A 19,689-nucleotide genomic window follows, 5' to 3' on the forward strand; every position below is an offset into this window, starting at 1 on the left:
CGCCCGCATACTGCCCATGGCGGACAACCACCCGCCGTGGTCTACTTCAACGCAACCCAAACCGATCAGCAGGTGCAGGCAGTAGCTTAAATCATCCGGAAATCTGTCCAAGAGTCGGGGAGTAGCTTAGACAGCAAGAAACTGCTTCGCCATGCGTTCAGGCCAGGCAAACTCAGCCACCACCCAATGACACGAGGAAACGCTTGAACGCCTTGCCGGCGGTCAACGGAGTACCAGAGTACGCGGCCGCGGAGCCAAGCGTCTTTTCCGCCCCACCAACCAGCGCCAAGAAGGGCCAGAGCCCGTTCCTCAGCATCGGGCTTGAAAAATGCCGATCAAACAGCAATTCCCGCATTCGGTTCCCGTCAGGTTCGCGCCTTCTCGAAAGCGCCCCATGCTGCCTCGAAGGCAGTGAAGTCGAAACCTGCAGCCCTGGCCGGGTCCAGGATCAGACGCTCGGTCGCCTGAAGTCTTGCGATCGCATCGGCGAGGTGCGGGACTGTCTCAGGCGGAATAATCAGCGCGCCATGGCGGTCGGCATGGATCAGGTCCCCGGCTTTCACAGCCAGACCGAAAATGCGCACCGGTTCACCGACAGAGCGCACATGCACGAAACCGTGGCTCGGGCCGACGCTGCCCGCGATGACCGGGAAGCCGGCCGGCAGATCCCCCAGGTCACGCACGACGCCATTGGTCAGGGCACCGGACATCCCGAAACCCTTATGCACCGTGGTGTTGATCTCACCCCAATAGGCACCAATCGCATGCGGCCAGTCGAGATCCTCAATGACCGCGATGGACGGTTTGGGAGCATCATGCATGGCCCGGTAATAGGCCATGCGCCTGGCCCGAATGACATCGGCCGGCTCCGTCGGCGGAGCGACTGCGGCAATCTGCGCCGTCATGGCATAGCCGACCACGGCCGTTCCGGGCTCGGTGCAGATCATGGTGCCACGCGTGAAGGCTGAAAAGCCGCGCCGCCCCTGCACCACTTCAATGGCGTTGCAGACTGTCGGTGTATCAACACGCCGCAACAGGGCGAGAAGGTCCTGGTTCATCATTCCTCCAGCCAGCACCGCAGCGCTGCAATCGTGTCCTGCGGACGTTCCAGGGGAGGCAAGTGCCCTGCCCCATCGATAATCACCAGCCGCGACTGCGGCAGGAGAGCATGCATCAGGTCATGCCTGTCGCGCGGGCAGAGCCGATCCTCAGCGCCCATCAACACAAGAGCGGGTCCCTGAAACCTTGCCAGCACCTCCTGCCGGTCGGCGCGGTTGCGCAAAGCCAGCGACTGGCGGATGAAGACCTCCGTTCCCAGTGACAGCCCCATCTCGAGGCAAAGCGCCTCGAAAGGGCCGGTATCCTGCCCGGAGGCAAAATAGTTCGGGATCATGTCCGCTCGCAGGACATCCTCAAGGCTGCCGGCCCGGGCGCGGGCCATCTGGGGCCCGCGCCGGGCCTGGACCTCCGGCACTTCAGCGCGTGGATTGGTGTCAAGCAAGGCGAGACGCTCGACCCGCTCGGGCGCCTGGGCCAGCATTTCCATGGCAAGGATGCCGCCCATCGACAGGCCCGCCAGGGCAAAGCGCGGTGGCGCCTGCCGGAGTGCTTCCGCCGCGAGCGCGGCCATGCTGTCCTCCCCCACCGGAGCCACGTGCCGAATGTCACGCGGCTGCAGGGCCTGCGGAACCGTCCCCCACATGCGGGCATCGCACATCATGCCGGGAACCAGCAGCAGTGGCAGATCAGGTGTCATTGGCAGCTCCAGGTCATGTCGGATGCCTAGAGGAGACGGCCGGTTGCGCCTGCAGGATCGTCGGTGTTGAGGATACGGTAGAGGCTCGCCTCTCCGGTCATCGATGGGGTCAGGCTGTGTTCGAGCCCGGGAGGAATGGCCGCCGTGTCGCCGGGATTGAGCGCGGTCGAGCCACCGCTCCAGCTCAGCCGCCAGTGACCACGCACCGGCATCAGCACCTCATGCCGGTCCAGTGCATAGGCGGTTTCCGGCAACGAATTTCGCGACAGGAATTCGACGTCGAAGCCCGGCCTGTCCCGAAGCTTGCCCTGCGCTCCGATGACCTTGGCCGGTTGCCGGTCGGACAGAGCCATCAGGTCCCAGTATCGTGCGATGCAATTGGGAATAACTTCAGCGGTTGTCGGCTCCGGGAACGCCTTCAGTTCTTCCTCGGTCAGAAGCGGCATCGGACCGATGCCGTCAGGAAGGCGCTCGCCCTTCTTGCTGTCATAGAGCCTGCCATTGGCGCCCAGAACGAGCCCGTAGTCGCTGGCCTCCGAAATCACCTGCGGTGCCCAGATGACGCCGCCGCCGGCGTCGTCACCGCCGAGAATGGCCATGATCATCCCGTAGTCGAGGCCGATGTTCTCGAAGCCGCGAAAGATGCCGGTCGGAATGTTGAAGATATCTCCCTCTTGCAGCACCACCTCCCCTGCCGTTCCGTGGCGGCCCCAGAAGAACCGCCAACGGCCCTTGAGGACAAAGAACACCTCAGCGGTGCGATGCGAATGCAGCGAGTTGCGACACTTCGGCGGCTGACCGGCCGCACCGATGTTGAAGCCTGGCGTCTCCCGGATATGGACATGCTGGTCCGGACTTTCCGACACGCCGCCACCGATGATGGTGAAGTTCTCCTTCTGGTTCGAACCGGGCGTATGGGCGTCGATGAAGGCGGTCTTGCAGGGACGCAAGTCGCCATAGCGGACGATACGGGCTTCCATTTCTTGCGGGGTCATGGGGGTCATCCTCAGGTCGTGTCCGGGGGCAGACATCAGGTGTCAGAGATCACCGGTGTGGAGCAGGATCTGTCGCCAGATCGCGGTTTCATCGAACAGGGTGTATTCGCGGCGCAGACCCCAGGGGCCGAACTCGGCATGGGTGATGCCGAGCACATAGACCTCGGCACCGGACGGAGCGCCGAAGCGACCCCAGCCGGAGTGCTTGCCGCAGAGGCTCCAGCGAACCGCCGCCCGTGGGGGCATCTTGGGGTCGTCCCGACCGATGACGTGATCGATACGGAATTCCGCAGAAGGGAAGGCCGCGCGCAGTTCCATCCAGAACCTGTCCGCCGCCCCGGGTCCATGGTCCGTGACGCCGCCGGGGTACTCCAGCTGTGCGGCACGGTCATACTCGCGTCCGATGCGGGCAAAGTCCGCGTGCATGATGCCGCCGAGCAGATCGGCCAAAGCTTCGCCTGAAGCATCGTCATTTCCTCTGCCCTTATAGGGACCAGGGAGATCGGTGGCAGGCGTCAGCGGCCGCAGGCAGGTCTCCGGCCCGCCCTCGCGCGCGATCTGCTGGCGGGCATAGTCCTTCGGGTCAAGCCCGAGCTGGCGCACGATCGCGCCCTGATCCCGGATCAACCACTCGTCATCGATCATGTTGTTGCGGGCATGGCAGTCGGCCATGATGCGATAGACGAGGCGCTTGCCGGTGGCCGGACCATAGACGCCCGATCCAATGTGCGTCGCCGTCGACAAAATCCGGTGCGATGACAGCATCCCGGTTTCCGGCGTTCCGGACCAGATCACATCCTCGCCGAGCAACGTGCGGTCCGGGAATTCGGCGAGTGTCGCCATGGTCGCTGCGATCACCCCGGCGTTGCCCTGCGCGACCGAGGCTGGCGTTCGCACGATGATGTCGGGCGCGTAGTAGCGATGCAGGGTCGCAAGACCACGGTCTTCCCAGATTTCCTTGGTAATGCCGAGAATGTAATGCGGGAAATCCGTCCAGTGCGGGTCAAAGCCTTTCATGGCGTATATCCTTCGGGAATTCGCGAGGACTTGCGGACGACGAGCGGGCCATCGATCCGGATCTTTTGCGGCCCCGTGGTCTGGTCGATCTGGCCAAGGATCGCCTCAACCGTCGCAGACACCATGCGGTTGACCGGCTGGCGGATCGTGGTCAGTGCGTAGGTTGGCCAGGCAGCCAGGGGCACATCGTCGTAGCCGACGATCGACACATCACCGGGTACGGACAAGCCGAGTCCGAAGCGAAGTTCGTCCATCACAGCAAAGGCCATGTAGTCGTTGCCGACAAAGATCGCATCCGGCCGTTCAGGTCCGGCGCAAAGTTCGCGCGCCACGGCCGCCGCCCGCTCACGGGAATACATGCCATCAACCATCGCCACGATTGGCAACCCGGCCTCTTCCATCGCCGACTGGAAGCCGGCAGCCCGGTCACGGCCGGTCGAGGCGCCCTGCCAGCCCATGATATGGGCGATGCGTTCATGCCCCGCGGCGATCAGGAACTCCGCCGCCCGACGTCCGCCAGCAATGTTGTCCGAGGTCACATCCGTCAGGCGCGGATCGTTCTGGCCGCGGTTGAAATTGACCACCGGAATGCCGAATGAGGCCAGGCGGCCGGTGAGATCGTTCGACAAGGAAACCGATGCGGTGATGATGCCGTCGACCCGGTAGTCAATAAGCTCCTGCACCACTTCGGCCACCTTCTCGGTCGAGTTCTCGGCCATGAAAACGAGGATGTGATAGCCGCGCTCCTGCAGGGCACGTGACAACCGTTCCAGCGCGATCGGATAGAACTGGTTTTCCAGATAGGCGACCACGAGACCGATGATCCGGGTTCGCCCGGTAATCATGGCCCGAGCAAGCGGATCAGGCCGGTAGCCGAGAGTCTCGGCAGCGGCTCGGACCTTGTCGACGGTGGCTTTCGACGCCGAAGCGCCCGGCGTGAAGACGCGGCTGACTGCTGACTGGCTGACACCCGCCAGCCGCGCGACATCCTGTGCAGTGATCTTGGGGGAGGTCTCGTTCATTCGGCTGTCCACCCGCCATCGACCAGAAGATGCGTGCCCGTCACGAGGGCCGATGCGTCACTGGCGAGAAAAACGATTGGCCCCATCAGGTCGGTGATCTCGCCGACACGCCCCAGCTTGATTTTCGACAGGATCCAGGCCCGCCGCTCCGGATTGGCCAGGGTCTGTTCCGCCAGCGGTGTGCGGATGAACGTCGGGCAAAGCGTGTTGACCCGAATGCCATGGGCACCCCACTCCAGCGCCATGGCTTTGGTCATGCCCTCGAGTGCGTGTTTTGTGGCGCAATAGACGGCCCGGTCCGGCCCGCCGACCAGACCCATCTGGCTGGAGACATTGATGAGACTGCCGGGACGCCCGGCGGCGATCAGCCCACGCGCGACTTCCCGGGTCAGGAAGTAAGCAGCTTTCAGGTTCAGCGCGAGTGCGGCGTCGAAATCGGTTTCCTCCGTCTCCAGCGCCGGCGAGTGCCGCGCAAGCCCGGCCGAATTGACCAGAATATCGAACGGCCCAAGACGGTTGACGCAGTCGGCCGCGGCAACGCGGTCGGTGATGTCGAGGCTGCAGGTCTCAGCCAGTCCGCCACTCGCGCGAATGGCCTCTGCCACGGCCATGAGTTCCGTTTCACGGCGAGCGACCAGGGTGACATGGGCCCCGGCCTCAGCCAGCGCGGCAGCTGCACCTAGGCCGATACCGGAACTGGCACCTGTCACTAGGGCACGACGGCCGTCAAGGCGGAAACTGGGAAGTTTTGGCAGGTCGATCATGGGGTTAATCCATCTGGAACGGTGATTGGCCCAAGGTTCCTTGCCTTGTTGAAAGACGCAAGCCGGGCGAACACATCAACCCCAATCTGGCGATAAAGATCGAGCAGATCGACCAGTACCCAGTTCTCGCGGATCAGACCGTCTTCCAGGCGCCAGAAATCGAGACTGCGCAAAAGCACCTCACGGCCTGCTGGGGCAATGCCCATCCAGCCGTCACCACTGAGTGTCAGCCGCATGTTGGGCCAGCCGGTCTCGCAGACGTAGTTGCCCTCGCCGATCCAGTGCGACATGAGATCGCCCATCGCGTCGAGCTTGCGGTCGGGCATGGCACTCAGGAACGGGATCTGATGCCAGTTTCGGAAACCGGCGATGCTACGCCCAGTGCCGATCCCGGCCGGCCCGTACCAGTTGAAGCGCGGATGCCAGTAACGATCGAGCTGCATCACCTGGGGGTCGAGGTCAGCCGGATGCCGGCACAGATCCGTGAGCATGGCAATCACATGCGCCAGCGCTGCCTGTCCGTCACCTGATACGGTCAGGCCATCGCCGCTCATCGGGGCTGGCGTACAGACAAAAGCGCCCATCTGCGGCGCCATCGGCCAGACGCCGGCCTGCATCATCAGTTCCGGCAGGTCCCAGATCGCCTGCATCTCGACGATCTGCCCCTCCTTGAGCCGGAAGAACTCGTGGTAACGCATGTGCACGAGATGACCGGTCGGGCGAATGCCGAGGAACGGGCGCAAGAATGTGCCCATGTAGTTGCCCATGCAACCGACCCAGTCCTCGCCCTCAGGGCTGGAACCCGCCATGACGATCATGTCACGCCGCTCGAGATCCGGTATGGCTGTCAGCAACGGCCCGAGCGCCTGCAGCTCGAACTCCTCCGGTCCCGTCAGCGTGCCGAAGGGATGGCAAAGCGCGAGACGGGCATCGTCTGCAAAGGCTGCCGCAAGCACGGGAAGAAGGCGATCCGCTGACGGAGTTTCAAGCGCCTTCCGCAAGGGGCGCAGAGCGTCCTTCAGTTCGGCTGGCGTTGCCATGGACTTACTCCGCTGCGGTGCCATAGGCCACGTTGCGTCCGCCATAACGGCGAACACGCACGTTGCACTGTTCCGCATGGCCGACAAAACCTTCCAGCATGCACAGGCGCGAACCATAGGCACCGATGGTCGCTGCCGCTGCGTCGGTCGTGACCTTCTGGTAGGAGTGGGTCTTGAGGAACTTGCCAACCCAGAGACCGCCCGTGTAGCGACCGGCCTTGCGTGTCGGCAGCGTATGGTTCGTGCCGATCACCTTGTCGCCATTGGCTACATTGGTCCGCGCACCCAGGAACAGCGCGCCATAGGAATGCATCTTGTCCAGGAACCAGTCGTCCCGGTCGGTCATCACCTGCACGTGCTCGTAGGCCATGTCGTTGGCGACGCTCAGCATCTCGTCGTAGGTATCGCACAGGATGACATCGCCATAGTCGGCCCAGCTGACCGCAGCCGTCTCGGCCGTTGGCAGGATCTTCAGGAGGCGGTCGATCTCCTCCATTGTTGCCTCGGCAAGGCGGCGGGAATTGGTGATCAGGCAGGCCGGAGAATTGTAGCCATGCTCGGCCTGGCCAAGCAGATCCGTCGCACAGATCTCTGCGTCCACCGTATCGTCGGCGATCACCATGGTCTCGGTCGGCCCAGCAAAGAGATCGATGCCAACGCGGCCGAACAGCTGGCGCTTGGCCTCGGCCACGAAGGCATTGCCTGGCCCCACCAGCATGTGGACCGGCTCGATGCTCTCGGTACCGATTGCCATGGCCCCCACCGCCTGGATACCGCCCAGCACATAAATCTCATGCGCGCCGCCCAGCTGCATTGCGGCGACAATGGCCGGATGCGGTTCGCCCTTCACCGGCGGAGCAGAGGCGATGATGCGAGGAACCCCGGCGACCGAGGCCGTCAGAACCGACATATGCGCCGAGGCAACCATCGGAAACTTGCCGCCCGGCACGTAACAGCCGACCGACTGCACCGGAATGTTGCGATGGCCGAGAATGACGCCCGGAAGGGTCTCGACCTCGATATCGGTCATCGACGCCCGCTGGGCCTCGGCAAAGCGGCGGATCTGAACCTGGGCGAAGCGGATGTCCTCCATGTCGCGCGGACTGACCTTCTGCATCGCCGCCTCGATCTCGGACGGGGTCAGGCGGAAGCGCGGTGCGTCATAGCCGTCAAACTTCCGGGCAAGCTCACGCACCGCCGTGTCGCCGCGCGTCTCGATGTCCTTCAGGATAGTCTCGACTGTGGTCCGGACCTTTGCATCGTCCTCGGCACGGGCTGCTTCGGGCTTGCCGGACTTCAGGTGCTGGATGGCCATGAATGATCTCCCTGGAATTGCGCTCGGCGCTTGTTGTTGTCAGGCCGAGAGGCGCGCGCCGCTGCGCGCGTCGAACAAGTGGCAGATGCGGGCGGGCACATGGGCTGCAATCGGCTGACCGATGCTGCCTGCAAAGGCCTTGGGCGCCTTGATCGCAACCAGCGTGCCGCCAACCTGTACCGTTGCCATCGAACTGTCGCCGAGCAGTTCCATCGAATAGATCGGGGCAGTGATCTCGCCGCCGTCTGCAAGCGCAGCATCTTCGGCGCGAAAGCCGAGCGTGACCGGCCCATCGGGGGCCTGCAACCCGGGAATGCGCACATGCGGCGCTTCAAAGATACCTGCGGTGACAACACCTTCGATCAGGTTCATCGCCGGGCTGCCGATAAAGCTCGCCACAAAGGTGTTAGCCGGGCGATCATATATCTCAAGCGGCGTGCCAACCTGCTGGACCTCGCCGCGCCGCATCACGACAACCCGATCGGCGAGCGTCATCGCCTCGATCTGGTCATGGGTGACGTAGATCGTCGTGGTCTTCAGTTCATGATGCAGGTTCTTGATCTGGGCTCTTGTCGACACGCGCAACTTCGCGTCCAGGTTCGACAACGGCTCGTCCATCAGAAACACCTTCGGCTTGCGGACGATGGCGCGGGCAAGCGCCACGCGCTGGCGCTGTCCCCCGGAGAGGGCTGCCGGCTTGCGCTGAAGAAACTCTGTCAGTTCCACGGTTTCGGCTGCGCGCATCACACGGTCATGATGCTCGGCCTCCGGGATCCGCCGCACCTTCAACGGAAAGCGGATGTTCTCGTAGACGCTCATGGTCGGGTAGAGACCGTAGGACTGGAACACCATCGCAATGTCGCGATCCTTTGGTTCCAGATCATTGACCCGGCGGCCACCGATCAGGATGTCACCGTCGGTGGCATCCTCGAGACCTGCGATCATCCGCATGGTCGTGGTCTTGCCGCAGCCCGAGGGGCCAAGCAGAACCAGGAACTCGCCATCTGATATCGTCAGGTCCAGTGTCTGGACGCCCGTGAAGCTGCCCCAGCGCTTGGACAGGTTGCGAAGTTCGATATTGGCCATCGGCTTATCCTTTCACCGCGCCGGCGGTCAGGCCGCTGACGATCTGGCGCTGGAAGAACATCACCAGCACGAACAGCGGTGCCGTGACGGAGACAACGGAGGAAACGGCAAACATCACATTTCCCTTGGTCTGCGTCGTGCCAAGGAACGAGGCGATCTTCGGGATCATGGTCTGGTTTTCCTTCGACAGCAGCATCGCGGTCACCGCGAAGTCATTGTAGGCAAGCAGGAAAGAGAACAGGCCGGTGGTGATGACGCCGGGCCACATGACCGGAATGATCACATAGCGAAAGGCCTGGAACCGGGAACAGCCATCGACCATGGCGCTCTCGTCGAGGTCCTTTGGAATATTGCGGAAAAAGCTCGTCAGCATCCAAAGGGTGAAGGGCTGGTTGATCGCGACAAGGACAATGATCGCGGTCGGCAGGTGGCCCCACAGGTTCCACTCGAAGAAGGGCAGCAGATAGCCGGACACCAGCGTCACCGGCGGCATGGCGCGGAATACCAGCGCCACGAGAAGCAGCCAGAAGGCATACCGGTAGGACGAACGGGCCAGGGCGTAACCGCCGAGCGTCCCGAAGGTCAGCGAGATACAAACCACACTGACGACCACGATGGCGGAGTTCAGAGCAGCACGCCAGAACTCCTCCTGTACCCAGGCGCCGACATACCCGGTTGCGGTAAAGCTGCTGCCGGTCTCCGCTGTCGTCAGGGGACCGGTGATGGCATTCATCCAGTCGGCCTTGGAGAAGAAATCGCCTTCGACCTTGAAGCTGCCCCAGAACGTCCACAGGAACGGAAAGGCAGCAATCACAAGCCAGACGACCAGAAAGCCGTTGAGCGCAATCAGCAGCGCCGGTGGACGCCGGTCGGCGATACGGGTTGTCATGCTGCGCCCCTCCCATAGGTTTTCCAGGTGCGGACGAGAACCGGTGACAACAACACGACCACACCCAGAATGGTCAGCACGGACGTAGCCGCCGCCGAAGACAGCAGGCGGGTTTCGCCGCCGAGGTCGGAGTAGATGAAGTAGCTGAGGCTCTGGGCGTGGGCCGATGCGTTGAAGCTGACGATCGGCTCGAAGACGCGGAAATTGTCCATGATCTTGATCAGCGCCATGAAGGTCGTCAGCGGGAGAAGGTGCGGGACGATCACATAGCGGATCCGCTCCCAGCGGCTCGCACCGTCAATCATCGCGGATTCAAGCGTGTCCTGCGGAACGGTTTGCAGGCCGGCATAATAGACGACGAAGGCAAAGGGCGCCGACGACCAGATGCCATAGACCATGAGCATTGCCCACATCAGCGGCGTCGAGGCCTTGACCGACAGGTTGGGATCACCGGCCAGAGACTGGATCAGAGCGCCCAACACGCCGCGGGCATCAACCATCCAGAACAGGATCAGGGCGCCCACAAGCGGTGTGATGATCATCGGCAGCAGCGAGACAAATATCATCGGTCCGCGCAGGAACCTCGGCACGGCATTGACTGCGAGGGCGACGACAAAGCCGAGCAGGATCGACAGCGGCGTCACGACCAGGGTGTAGGTCAGCGTGAACAGCAAGGCACCATAGAAGGGCAGGTTCAGCAGACCATCCAGGAAGGTGGATATTCCGTCAGCGGTCGACGCCAGCACTGCCACCTCGGAGAAGGCCAGATGGTTCCGGTCCGTGTAGATGCTCCCGCCGACAAAGCGGCCAAGCGGCTCGGCTTCCCGCAACGCTGCGGTTGCAGCGAGATCAACTGTCGTGGTCTTGGTGCAGCCAAACACCGAGCAATTTTCAACCTCCCGAACAACCTGCTGATGCGGCGCAAAGACAGACTGCATCAGCACAGAAACGATCGGCAGGGCAATGAAGAGGAACATGGCTGCCGCAGAGGGCAGAAAAAACCAGAAAAAAGTGCGATGCTTCATTGAGGCCGCCTCTCGATCCGGACGGAAAAGGATCCCAGCTGCGCGTCCCGACCGTGCCAAAGGCAGCGGCCGGAACGCCCTCGCGTCTTCCGGAGGAGAGCAGATGGGTCGAACGGGCAGCGCCAGGGGCAAGTGACCTGGCCGGTACCCTGCCTGTTACTTCAGGAAGCCCTTTTCGCGGGCCGCAGCCGTATAGGCGGCTTCGATGTCGGCGAGGGTTGTCTTGGCGTCCTCCTTGCCGGTCAGGAAGTCGGCGATATTGTCCCCCAGCGCCGTGTGCAGCAGCCCCATATAGGGCAGCATCGGGTAAGGCTTGGCCCCCATGGTCATCGTCTGCATGACGCCTTCATTGATCGGAGCCGGCTTGTAGCCTTCAATCATCCAGACAGCTTCCCGCATCGTGGCATCATTGAGGATTTCAGGGCCCGAACCGCGCTTCATCGCAATGAAAGTTGCCTCGGCATCTGCGTCGGAGATGTTCTTGGCGACGGTCCAGCCGTCCCACCACAGCGTCGTCGCAGGAATTGCCCCTCCGCCGACGGTCATCGGCGCGCCGACCATGGTGTTCTCGTAAACTTCCGGCTTGGAGCCCTCGGTATCGACCAGCACGCCAGTGCGCGAGCCCCACATGTTCATCAGCGCGACGTTGCCGGCCTCCCATTCCGCCGACGTGGCGTTGGAATCGTGGGTGAGATAGTCCGGGTTCATGTAGCCGGTCAGCTTCTTCATCATTTCCAGCGCAGCCACGCCCTGGTCATTGTTCACCGCAACTTCCGCCGTTCCGGGTTTGAAGAATTCGCCGCCCATCCCGATGTACATGTTGACGAATTCCTGGCCCAGGTTCCAGCCGGCGGCATAGGCGCCACCCACCGGGTACTGCATGATTCCGGCCGCGCGGATCTTCTCGGCAGCCGCAAGCATCTCTTCGTAGGACTTCGGCGGCTGGACACCAACCTTCTCCAGCACGTCCTTGCGATAAACCTGATGCTGCGCGTTTGCCATGAAGGCGACGGCCATCACCTTGCCATCGATCGTGACAAGGCGGTTCTTCGGAATATCCTGACCATGGGCTGCAACCAGTTCATCGAGCGGGCGAATGACGCCTTCGTTCAACAAGGCCACGATGGAAGACGTCGCGATCACGGCGGACGTATACTCTGCGGGATTGCCGCTCATGCCGGCCAGGTTGATCTTCTGATGGTCAGCGGTCAGGTTCGACTTCACTTCAACGGCCGAAGTGGCACAGGTCGCGGCGTTTGCCGCCACCGTCTTGATCGCCGGGAACTCGTTGCCAACAATTGAAACGCGGCCCGACTTGATACCGCAGTCAGCATTTGCAATCCCGACGGTGCAGGCGAGCGCCGTAGCACTCAACAGAACAGTCTGCGCAAGGCGCTGGATGGAAATGGTCATCGTTCTCCTCCGTGTTGCCCGCACTGCCCCAGTTTTCTGTTTTTCAGCGCGGCTGCCACTTCACGATTGCAAGCTTTGCAAACGTATGCAACATCAAAATTGCATACGTTTGCAAAATTTGGTCAAGCAGGGCATTTTGACTGCGTGACCGGCGGAAACGCAGTGGCTGCATGGCCGCAACCATGCCCGCGAAATCAGCCGTGCTTGCAAGGGGGAGAGCTTGAAAGATGCTGGAACTGACCGAAGGCTTTGACGCAAGCGCGACACCAGGGGCATCGATGCGCCGAGCGCTCCATGCCGCTCTCCTGCGGATCGCGGAGAGCCCTGTCGACAGGCTTCAGACCGAGCTTGCGGCCCTTGCCGCGCCGGATTGCCAGTGGCGTGCCGCCCATCCGATGAACGAAGTCAGCAGCACTGCCGCCGCGCTTGCCCGGATCTGGCAGCCGTTGAAGCAGGCCTTCCCGGATCTGGAGCGACGCGACACGATCTTCCTTGCCGGAAGCTACCTGGGCAAGACGTTCTTCGCCGCAACGGGTGGCTACTGCGGCACGATGCGTGGCGACTGGCTCGGCATACCGGCGACCGGACGCACGATCTATCTTCGCTATGGCGAGGTCTGGCAGTTGGACGCCGATGGCCGCGTGGTCCAGGCCAATTTGTTGTGGGATGTGCTGGATGTCATGCGGCAGGCTGGCGTCTGGCCCCTGGGGCCATCGATGGGCGTTGAAGAAGCATGGCCGGGGCCAATCACGGCCGATGGTGTGCGTCTGTCACCGTCCGATCCCGCCCTTGGCCGGGCCAGCCTTGCCCAGACGCTCGCCATGCACAAGACATTGGCCGAGTTCGATGATCAAGGAATGCTGTCCCGCGAGGCCCTCATTGCCATGCCGCAGAAGGATCACTGGCATCCGAAAATGATGTGGTACGGCCCGGCCGCAATCGGCACGACGCGCGGCCTCGACGGCTTCGTCACCGGTCACCAGCTTCCTTTCCGCATCGCATTTGCCCGGCCGCAGGGTACATTCGAGGAGGTCACGGCCGAGCGCGCCCGCCATGGAGCCGGTCACTACATCCGCATCGGCGACGGCCCTTATTCCGTGACCGGCGGCTGGCCTTCGGTCTATGCCCAGCATGTCGGCGGCGGCTTTTGCGGCATGCCACCGTCGGGCAAGCCGGTGTTCATGCGCGTGATGGATTTCTACTTGCACAACGAACAGCTTATCCGCGAAAACTGGGTGCCGCTCGACATGCTGGACCTCTTCCGGCAGATGGGTGTCGACCTGCTGGAGCGCATGCGCCAGCAGATCTAGGCAGCCTCTAGAACATACTGAAAAATTGTGTGCCTGTTGTGCAGCATGCGTCAGAACGTGGACAGCCAATGATGAATGGTGTCCTCAAGACTGTTCAGGATGGGTCACTTGATATGAGAAGCTTCTTCTGTTCCAAGGTCCTGAGCTGCCCATAGACCCTGGCCGTCACCAGTGCTTTTCTTTCGCGTGTCAGCCCCCGCAGGCTCCTGTCCAGTCGGGCGCCCGAAGACAACCAAGGCTTTCATACACTTTCCAGGGTATCAACTTAACCTAAATTTACAAAAACTGAAAGCCTGCACCCAGATACCGAAATGTTGAAACAAGGCACGAAACGGAAAACCCGCTATAATTCGAAATAACCCTTATCTTGTGAAATCGGAGCCATGCGCGCGACCTCCGAATTGACAGCCTTGAATTATTAATACTTTGAAAAATATACTTAATATGACTTACCCCTTAACGGCAAAGACTCACAGTAAGCCACCTAAAATACATTTATCTTTCATATTTTAATCGCGAAAAATTCAACAAAAGGAATCTCGCACGTCATTCGAATGAGTGAAGTTCCCGGGACGAAATGTCTCGGGAAAGGATGCTCTCATGCCCACAACACTACTGTTACAAACCGCCAGACTGCTGCGAGGCGCAATCATCGCGTCTCTGATCAGCCTGCCCGCCCTGGCCGATGATCGACCCAACCTGACTGTTGCTGTGAACACATTGCCGGCAAGCCTTGAGTCAATCGAGGAACAGGGCAATGTAGCCGTCCGCATCACCTACACACTGTTCGACAGCCTGATCCGCCGCGACTTTCTCTCCGATGGCAGCGGCACCTCTGCAGCTCTGGTCCCGGGCCTTGCGGAAAGCTGGGTTCGTGTCGACGACCGGACCATGGACTTCAAGCTTCGCGAAGGGGTGAAGTTCCACAACGGCGATGAAATGACGTCGGATGACGTCGCCTTCTCGCTGGTCCCGGGGCGCGGCCTTGGACAAAGCCCGTTGTTCGGCGAAGCCAAGACCTACATGAACTCCATCAGTCATGTGATCCCGCTCGACCGTTACAGCGTGCGCATCGTGTCGAAGAAGCCCGACATCCTGATGGAGCAGCGTATCGCAGGCTACTCGTTCTGGATCGTCAACGCCCGCGAATACCTGACCCGTGGCGCGGCCGACTATGCGCGCAAGCCTGTCGGCACCGGCCCCTACAAGGTCGAGGAATGGGTGGATGGCGAATTCCTCCGCCTCGTTGCCCATGACGACTACTTCGGCGGCAAGCCGACCGCTGCCTCGATCACCTACCGTGTGGTTCCTGAGGTATCGGCCCGCATCGCTGGGCTGGTCTCCGGCGAGTATGATATCGCTGTCAACATTCCGCCGGACCAGGTTCCAGTGATCCGCGGCTACGACGACCTGAAGGTCGAGCGTATCGTCCTCGACAACTCCCATGTCCTCCGGTTCTTCCCCTACGGCCCGCTCGCCGACAAGCGCGTCCGCCAGGCGCTGAGCCTTGGCATCGATCGCGCCTTGCTGCGCGAGGCCCTGTGGGAGAATGCCAACTACACGCCGAACGGTCACCAGTTGCGCTCTTATGACATGTGGATCGAAGAGTTCCCGGACTTCGCCTACGACCCGGAACGCGCAAAGGCCCTTTTGGCCGAAGCAGGTTACGCCGGCGAGGAAATCGTCTATCGCCTGCCGCTGAACTACTACCTTCTCAGCCTCGAAGCCGCGCAGGCCATGCAGCAGATGTGGGCCGCTATCGGGCTGAACGTCTCACTGCAGCCGGTCGAGAACTTCACCCAGGCCGAGGAAAAGGGCGTCCACATCCTGCCCTGGTCCAACACGCACCGCTTCCCTGATCCGCTGGGCAGCTTCGTGCCGCAATGGGGCAAGAACTCGTCGATCCAGAAGAATGCCAAGGCACCGGAACGGTCCTGGGCTGCGCCGGCACGCTTCAACGAGTTGCAGGATGTGCTTGTGACCTCAATGGACTGGGCAGAGCGCAAGACGGCCTATCGGGAAGCGCTTGATATCTGGAATGACGAGGCTCCGGGCACGATCCTCTACAACCCGCTGGAAAGCTACGCGATGAAGAAGTCCATCAACTGGAAGCCCTACGGCCTCTACTACATGGACTTCCGTCCCTACAACCTGACCTTCGGCAACGCATCCAACTGAGCCAATCAAACAAGCGGGCGGCAACGAATGAGGCCGCCCGCCCTGCATTTGAGGAGGCCAACAATGCCAATCATTGAACTCGACCAATTGCGCGTCAGCATCCTGGGCAGGGATGGAACCGAGGTTCAGCCAGTGCGCGAAGTTTCGCTGAGCCTGGACACCGGCCGGACCCTGGCCCTGGTGGGTGAAAGTGGATGCGGCAAGTCGATGACCTGTCTGGCGGTGGCCGGCCTGTTGCCGCACCGCACCCGTATCAGCGGCGGCAGCTTTCGCTTCGAGGGTACCGACGTCTTCAGCCTGTCGAGTGCGGCCGCCTTTGAATTGCGCCGCCGCAACATTGCAAGCGTGTTTCAGGATGCCACCGGAAGCCTGAACCCTGTCCGGACCATCGGCTGGCAAATCGCCGAGGCATTGCGTCTGCGCCGGGGCGTCACACAGGCCGAAGCCTGGACCGAAGCGGTGCGCCTTTTGGGCCGCGTCGGCATCCCCAGCCCGGAGGCCAGGGCCCGTGACTATCCCCACCGCTTTTCCGGCGGCATGAACCAGAGGGCGATGATCGCGCTGGCGATCGCGGGGCGTCCGCGGCTACTGATCGCCGACGAAGCGACGACCGCGCTGGACGTGACTATCCAGGCGCAGATCCTCGATCTGATCGCGGACCTGCAGGCCGAGATGGGCATGGCGGTCCTGCTGGTAACCCATGATCTGGGCGTCGTGGCCCGGGCGGCCGACGATGTCGCAGTGATGTACGCGGGACGTGTGGTCGAACGTGCGCCCGTGCGGCGGCTGTTTGCAGATCCGCGCCATCCCTACACCCAGGGACTGCTGGGTGCGCGTCCACGGATCGATCGCGACGCCGCGCGCCTCGTCACGATTGACGGCGTCGTCCCGCCGCTCAACGCCATTCCATCCGGTTGCGCCTTCGCGCCGCGTTGTCCGCATGCCGACGCGACTTGTGAACGCCAGGACCCACAGGTGGCGGGAGATGGGTCAGGTCGGTTCCTTGCCTGCCACAAGCCGGGCGCCGTGAGGATTGCGGCATGACCTCGCCTCTCCTGTCAGCCAAAGACGTGTCCCGCAGCTATGTTGCGGGTCGGGCGGGCTGGTTTCGCCGCGTTCCGAGGTTTCGCGCTGTCGACGGTGTGTCTCTGCATGTAAATCGCGGGGAAACTGTTGGAATCGTTGGTGAAAGTGGTTGCGGAAAATCCACTCTGGCCCGGTTGCTGCTGGCTCTGGCCCGCACCGAAACCGGAACTGTGACGTTTGACGACATCGATCTTTCAGGTCTGAGCACCGCAGAGTGGCGCGCCCTCAGGGCGAGAATGCAATGCGTCTTCCAGGATACCGGCGCCTCGCTTGACCCGCGCCTCACAATCCGGACCCAGGTGCGCGAACCGCTGGCGATACATCGCCGCCCCGACCCGGCCGCACGAACGCAGGCCGTGCTGGAGATGGTGCGCCTTGGCGCGCATCTTTGGGATCGTTACCCGCATGAACTGTCAGGCGGCCAGGTCCAACGCGTGATCCTGGCGCGGGCCCTGGCCCTGGGACCCGATCTGCTGGTACTGGACGAACCAGTCTCTGCGCTGGACGTTTCCATCCAGGCGCAGATCGTAAATCTGCTGAAAGACCTGCAGGAAGAACTCGGACTTGCATACGTCTTCGTCAGTCATGACCTCGGTGTGGTGCGCCATATCGCCGACCGGGTTTATGTCATGTATCTGGGGCAGGTGGTCGAGCATGCCCCCAAGGCGGACTTTTTTGCCAATCCACGCCACCCCTACAGTGCCGCGCTTCTGGCAGCCATTCCAGCCGCTGATCCAGAAGCTTTACCCAAGCGCGCAGTTATCACAGGGGATCTGCCAAGCCCGCTGGCTCCGCCAACCGGGTGCCGGTTCCATCCGCGCTGTCCCCACGCCATCGCACGGTGCGCCGCAGAGCCGCCGGTGCTGCGCAGACTGGGAGAGCATGAAGTGGCCTGCCACAGGTCCGAAGACATCAACCCAGTCGCGCTTGTCCCCCGGCACATTGCGGCAAAGCGGGAGTTTGCCTGATGCGCTTCGTTGCCGTGAAACTGCTGCGAGCCGCCCTCACCCTTTGGCTAGTCATCACCTTCGTCTTCGTGGTGTTGCGGATCTCGGGTGACCCGACGGACATTCTGCTGCCGGACGATGTCACGCAGGCGGTACGCGACTTTTACCGGGCCAAGTGGGGCTTGGACAAATCCCTCTGGCAACAATACCTGGCCTACTGGCAGTCGTTGTTGACAGGCGACTTCGGCATGTCCCTGCGCTCCGGCATGCCCGCATGGGACATGGTAATGGAACGGGCGCCGAAGACACTGCTCCTCGGGGTATGCGGTCTGGGGATGGCACTGTTCATCGGCATCCCGCTCGGCGTGATCGCCGCACGGTACAAAGGCACCGCCATCGACCGTGGCGTGATGAGCTTTGCCGTCTTCGGCTTCTCGATGCCCAACTTCTTCCTGGGGATCATCCTCATCCTCGCGTTTTCCTTGCATCTGCGCTGGCTCCCGTCCTCAGGGTCCGGCACATGGGCACAGCTGGTGATGCCGGCCTTCACCCTCGGCACGGCATTTGCCGCGCAGATCGCGCGTTTCACCCGCTCGGCCATGATCGATGTCTCCAACCGCCCCTACATGCGCACCGCCCGCTCCAAAGGAGCCGGGCGACTGCGGCAGGTGGTTTCCCATGCCTTTCCCAATGCGGTCGCCCCGATCGTCACCATCGTCGGCCTGAAGATCGGCGAATTGATCGGCGGGGCGGTGGTAACGGAGACAGTCTTTGCCTGGCCGGGACTCGGTCGGCTCGTTACCGTCGCGGTGGCCAACCGCGATCTGGCAGTCGTACAGACAATTCTGATCCTTCTGGCCGCCACCATGATCGCGACGAACCTCGTTGTCGACCTTCTGTATGGCTGGCTCGACCCCAGGGCCCGCGACCAAAGACGAGCAAGCGACCCCCGTCAGGAGGCAAGAGCATGACCGTCCTTTCTGAAAAGGCGCGGATCCGAAGCATCCGCAAGCGTCCCAGCCTGCAAATTGGTGTCGCACTGGCATCCGGCTTCCTGATGCTGATCCTCTTCATCACGCTCTTTGCCCAGGCAATCCAGCCCTATGCTTTCGAGCAAATAAGCCTGCTGGATCGAATGAAGCCGCCGTTTCCACTTGAAGGGTATTCGGCCGACCATTTGCTGGGCACCGACAGGTTGGGCCGGGATCTGCTGTCACGCCTTTTGGTCGCCACACAGACGTCCATCGCTCTGGCGCTCTTGGGAACGATCTTCGGGGCGGTGCTTGGAACGGGGCTGGGCTTCCTGGCCGCCCACTATGGCGGCTGGGTGGATGAGATAATCAGCGCGCTCGTCGATTTCGGCGCGTCCATGCCCTATTTCATCATCGCGCTGGCCGTACTGGCATTTCTTGGCAATTCCATGCTCGTGTTCCTGTTCCTGATGGGGATTTACGGCTGGGAACGCTACGCCCGCATAACACGTGGCCTAGTCCTGTCCGCGCGCCAGGAGGGGTATGCGCTGGCTGTCCATGCCCTTGGCGGCAGCCCTGCCCGCATCTACGCGCGCCATGTCCTGCCGAACATCATGGGACCGTTGATCATCCAGATCACGATCAACTTCCCCGAGACCATCCTGTTTGAAACCTCGCTGTCCTTCATCGGGCTCGGCATCCGCCCGCCACTGACCTCGCTCGGACAATTGCTGGGCGACGGGCGCGACTACCTCATCAACGCCTGGTGGCTGGCCGTCATACCGGGGCTGGTGATCTTCTTCACCACCCTGTCGATCTCCATTCTGGGCGACCACCTGCGCGCCCGTCTCGATCCCACTTCGCAAGGATAGGAC

18 protein-coding genes are annotated in these 19,689 nt (G+C 62.1%); 6 read left to right on the top strand and 12 right to left on the bottom strand.

Annotated elements, in window-relative coordinates; genetic code table 11:
- Positions 1-365: 365 nt before the first annotated feature.
- From C8348_RS06300 to C8348_RS06355, 12 genes are all read right to left on the bottom strand, one after another.
- Complete coding sequence (locus tag C8348_RS06300) at positions 366-1,058, bottom strand: RraA family protein (RefSeq protein WP_106752837.1); 693 nt, start codon at positions 1,056-1,058, stop codon at positions 366-368.
- Positions 1,058-1,756: an alpha/beta fold hydrolase gene (locus C8348_RS06305; RefSeq protein ID WP_106752455.1), complete on the bottom strand. Its 699-nt coding sequence runs from the start codon at positions 1,754-1,756 to the stop codon at positions 1,058-1,060. Before C8348_RS06305 ends, C8348_RS06300 begins: the two co-directional genes overlap by 1 nt.
- Before the next feature lie 26 nt (positions 1,757-1,782).
- Positions 1,783-2,751, bottom strand: coding sequence for a cupin domain-containing protein (locus tag C8348_RS06310; RefSeq protein ID WP_106752456.1), 969 nt, complete (start codon positions 2,749-2,751; stop codon positions 1,783-1,785).
- 42 nt (positions 2,752-2,793) lie between these two features.
- Positions 2,794-3,768 (bottom strand): nuclear transport factor 2 family protein, encoded by a 975-nt coding sequence (locus C8348_RS06315; protein WP_106752457.1) that lies wholly within the window; start codon positions 3,766-3,768, stop codon positions 2,794-2,796.
- Entirely contained in the window at positions 3,765-4,790 is a 1,026-nt protein-coding gene (locus tag C8348_RS06320) for a LacI family DNA-binding transcriptional regulator (RefSeq protein WP_106752458.1), read from the bottom strand. Before C8348_RS06320 ends, C8348_RS06315 begins: the two co-directional genes overlap by 4 nt.
- Positions 4,787-5,554 carry an SDR family NAD(P)-dependent oxidoreductase gene (locus tag C8348_RS06325; protein WP_208983604.1) on the bottom strand — a complete coding sequence of 256 codons (768 nt, stop codon included), beginning with the start codon at positions 5,552-5,554 and terminating at the stop codon, positions 4,787-4,789. The genes C8348_RS06320 and C8348_RS06325 overlap by 4 nt, the downstream gene beginning before the upstream one ends.
- Entirely contained in the window at positions 5,551-6,594 is a 1,044-nt protein-coding gene (locus C8348_RS06330) for an ester cyclase (RefSeq protein WP_106752459.1), read from the bottom strand. Before C8348_RS06330 ends, C8348_RS06325 begins: the two co-directional genes overlap by 4 nt.
- A gap of 4 nt (positions 6,595-6,598) precedes the next feature.
- Positions 6,599-7,909, bottom strand: coding sequence for a histidinol dehydrogenase (gene hisD, locus C8348_RS06335; RefSeq protein WP_106752460.1), 1,311 nt, complete (start codon positions 7,907-7,909; stop codon positions 6,599-6,601).
- Positions 7,910-7,948: 39 nt separating this feature from the next.
- Complete coding sequence (locus C8348_RS06340; protein WP_106752461.1) at positions 7,949-8,995, bottom strand: ABC transporter ATP-binding protein; 1,047 nt, start codon at positions 8,993-8,995, stop codon at positions 7,949-7,951.
- A 4-nt stretch (positions 8,996-8,999) separates the two neighbouring features.
- The gene (locus C8348_RS06345) at positions 9,000-9,884 is read right to left on the bottom strand and encodes a carbohydrate ABC transporter permease (protein WP_106752462.1); all 885 of its coding nucleotides are present in this window, start codon (positions 9,882-9,884) and stop codon (positions 9,000-9,002) included.
- Positions 9,881-10,909, bottom strand: coding sequence for a carbohydrate ABC transporter permease (locus C8348_RS06350; RefSeq protein WP_106752463.1), 1,029 nt, complete (start codon positions 10,907-10,909; stop codon positions 9,881-9,883). Before C8348_RS06350 ends, C8348_RS06345 begins: the two co-directional genes overlap by 4 nt.
- 156 nt (positions 10,910-11,065) lie before the next feature.
- Complete coding sequence (locus tag C8348_RS06355; protein WP_106752464.1) at positions 11,066-12,322, bottom strand: ABC transporter substrate-binding protein; 1,257 nt, start codon at positions 12,320-12,322, stop codon at positions 11,066-11,068.
- Positions 12,323-12,549: 227 nt separating this feature from the next.
- On the opposite strand from C8348_RS06355, the gene C8348_RS06360 reads away from it, so the two are divergent.
- The 6 genes from C8348_RS06360 (at position 12,550) to C8348_RS06385 (ending at position 19,686) form a co-directional block, all read left to right on the top strand.
- The gene (locus C8348_RS06360) at positions 12,550-13,632 is read left to right on the top strand and encodes a nuclear transport factor 2 family protein (protein ID WP_244293948.1); all 1,083 of its coding nucleotides are present in this window, start codon (positions 12,550-12,552) and stop codon (positions 13,630-13,632) included.
- Positions 13,633-14,232: 600 nt separating this feature from the next.
- Positions 14,233-15,810 (top strand): ABC transporter substrate-binding protein, encoded by a 1,578-nt coding sequence (locus C8348_RS06365; protein WP_106752465.1) that lies wholly within the window; start codon positions 14,233-14,235, stop codon positions 15,808-15,810.
- A 63-nt stretch (positions 15,811-15,873) separates the two neighbouring features.
- A complete protein-coding gene (locus C8348_RS06370; RefSeq protein ID WP_198646951.1) occupies positions 15,874-16,854 on the top strand; it encodes an ABC transporter ATP-binding protein in 981 nt (326 codons plus the stop codon).
- Complete coding sequence (locus tag C8348_RS06375; protein WP_106752467.1) at positions 16,851-17,864, top strand: ABC transporter ATP-binding protein; 1,014 nt, start codon at positions 16,851-16,853, stop codon at positions 17,862-17,864. The genes C8348_RS06370 and C8348_RS06375 overlap by 4 nt, the downstream gene beginning before the upstream one ends.
- Positions 17,861-18,814, top strand: a complete 954-nt coding sequence (locus C8348_RS06380; RefSeq protein WP_208983635.1) for an ABC transporter permease — start codon at positions 17,861-17,863, stop codon at positions 18,812-18,814. The genes C8348_RS06375 and C8348_RS06380 overlap by 4 nt, the downstream gene beginning before the upstream one ends.
- Positions 18,811-19,686, top strand: coding sequence for an ABC transporter permease (locus C8348_RS06385; RefSeq protein ID WP_106752469.1), 876 nt, complete (start codon positions 18,811-18,813; stop codon positions 19,684-19,686). Before C8348_RS06380 ends, C8348_RS06385 begins: the two co-directional genes overlap by 4 nt.
- The last annotated feature ends 3 nt before the right edge of the window (positions 19,687-19,689 follow it).

Origin of the sequence: Pannonibacter carbonis (assembly GCF_003012935.1) — a bacterium.
Classification (GTDB): domain Bacteria; phylum Pseudomonadota; class Alphaproteobacteria; order Rhizobiales; family Stappiaceae; genus Pannonibacter; species Pannonibacter carbonis.

Excerpts from the sequence above, each read along its gene's own strand:
- C8348_RS06300 (WP_106752837.1), bottom strand. The coding sequence starts at position 1,058 with ATGAACCAGGACCTTCTCGCCCTGTTGCGGCGTGTTGATACACCGACA.
- C8348_RS06305 (WP_106752455.1), bottom strand. The coding sequence starts at position 1,756 with ATGACACCTGATCTGCCACTGCTGCTGGTTCCCGGCATGATGTGCGAT.
- C8348_RS06310 (WP_106752456.1), bottom strand. The coding sequence starts at position 2,751 with ATGACCCCGCAAGAAATGGAAGCCCGTATCGTCCGCTATGGCGACTTG.
- C8348_RS06315 (WP_106752457.1), bottom strand. The coding sequence starts at position 3,768 with ATGAAAGGCTTTGACCCGCACTGGACGGATTTCCCGCATTACATTCTC.
- C8348_RS06320 (WP_106752458.1), bottom strand. The coding sequence starts at position 4,790 with ATGAACGAGACCTCCCCCAAGATCACTGCACAGGATGTCGCGCGGCTG.
- C8348_RS06325 (WP_208983604.1), bottom strand. The coding sequence starts at position 5,554 with ATGATCGACCTGCCAAAACTTCCCAGTTTCCGCCTTGACGGCCGTCGT.
- C8348_RS06330 (WP_106752459.1), bottom strand. The coding sequence starts at position 6,594 with ATGGCAACGCCAGCCGAACTGAAGGACGCTCTGCGCCCCTTGCGGAAG.
- hisD (WP_106752460.1), bottom strand. The coding sequence starts at position 7,909 with ATGGCCATCCAGCACCTGAAGTCCGGCAAGCCCGAAGCAGCCCGTGCC.
- C8348_RS06340 (WP_106752461.1), bottom strand. The coding sequence starts at position 8,995 with ATGGCCAATATCGAACTTCGCAACCTGTCCAAGCGCTGGGGCAGCTTC.
- C8348_RS06345 (WP_106752462.1), bottom strand. The coding sequence starts at position 9,884 with ATGACAACCCGTATCGCCGACCGGCGTCCACCGGCGCTGCTGATTGCG.
- C8348_RS06350 (WP_106752463.1), bottom strand. The coding sequence starts at position 10,909 with ATGAAGCATCGCACTTTTTTCTGGTTTTTTCTGCCCTCTGCGGCAGCC.
- C8348_RS06355 (WP_106752464.1), bottom strand. The coding sequence starts at position 12,322 with ATGACCATTTCCATCCAGCGCCTTGCGCAGACTGTTCTGTTGAGTGCT.
- C8348_RS06360 (WP_244293948.1), top strand. The coding sequence starts at position 12,550 with ATGCTGGAACTGACCGAAGGCTTTGACGCAAGCGCGACACCAGGGGCA.
- C8348_RS06365 (WP_106752465.1), top strand. The coding sequence starts at position 14,233 with ATGCCCACAACACTACTGTTACAAACCGCCAGACTGCTGCGAGGCGCA.
- C8348_RS06370 (WP_198646951.1), top strand. The coding sequence starts at position 15,874 with ATGCCAATCATTGAACTCGACCAATTGCGCGTCAGCATCCTGGGCAGG.
- C8348_RS06375 (WP_106752467.1), top strand. The coding sequence starts at position 16,851 with ATGACCTCGCCTCTCCTGTCAGCCAAAGACGTGTCCCGCAGCTATGTT.
- C8348_RS06385 (WP_106752469.1), top strand. The coding sequence starts at position 18,811 with ATGACCGTCCTTTCTGAAAAGGCGCGGATCCGAAGCATCCGCAAGCGT.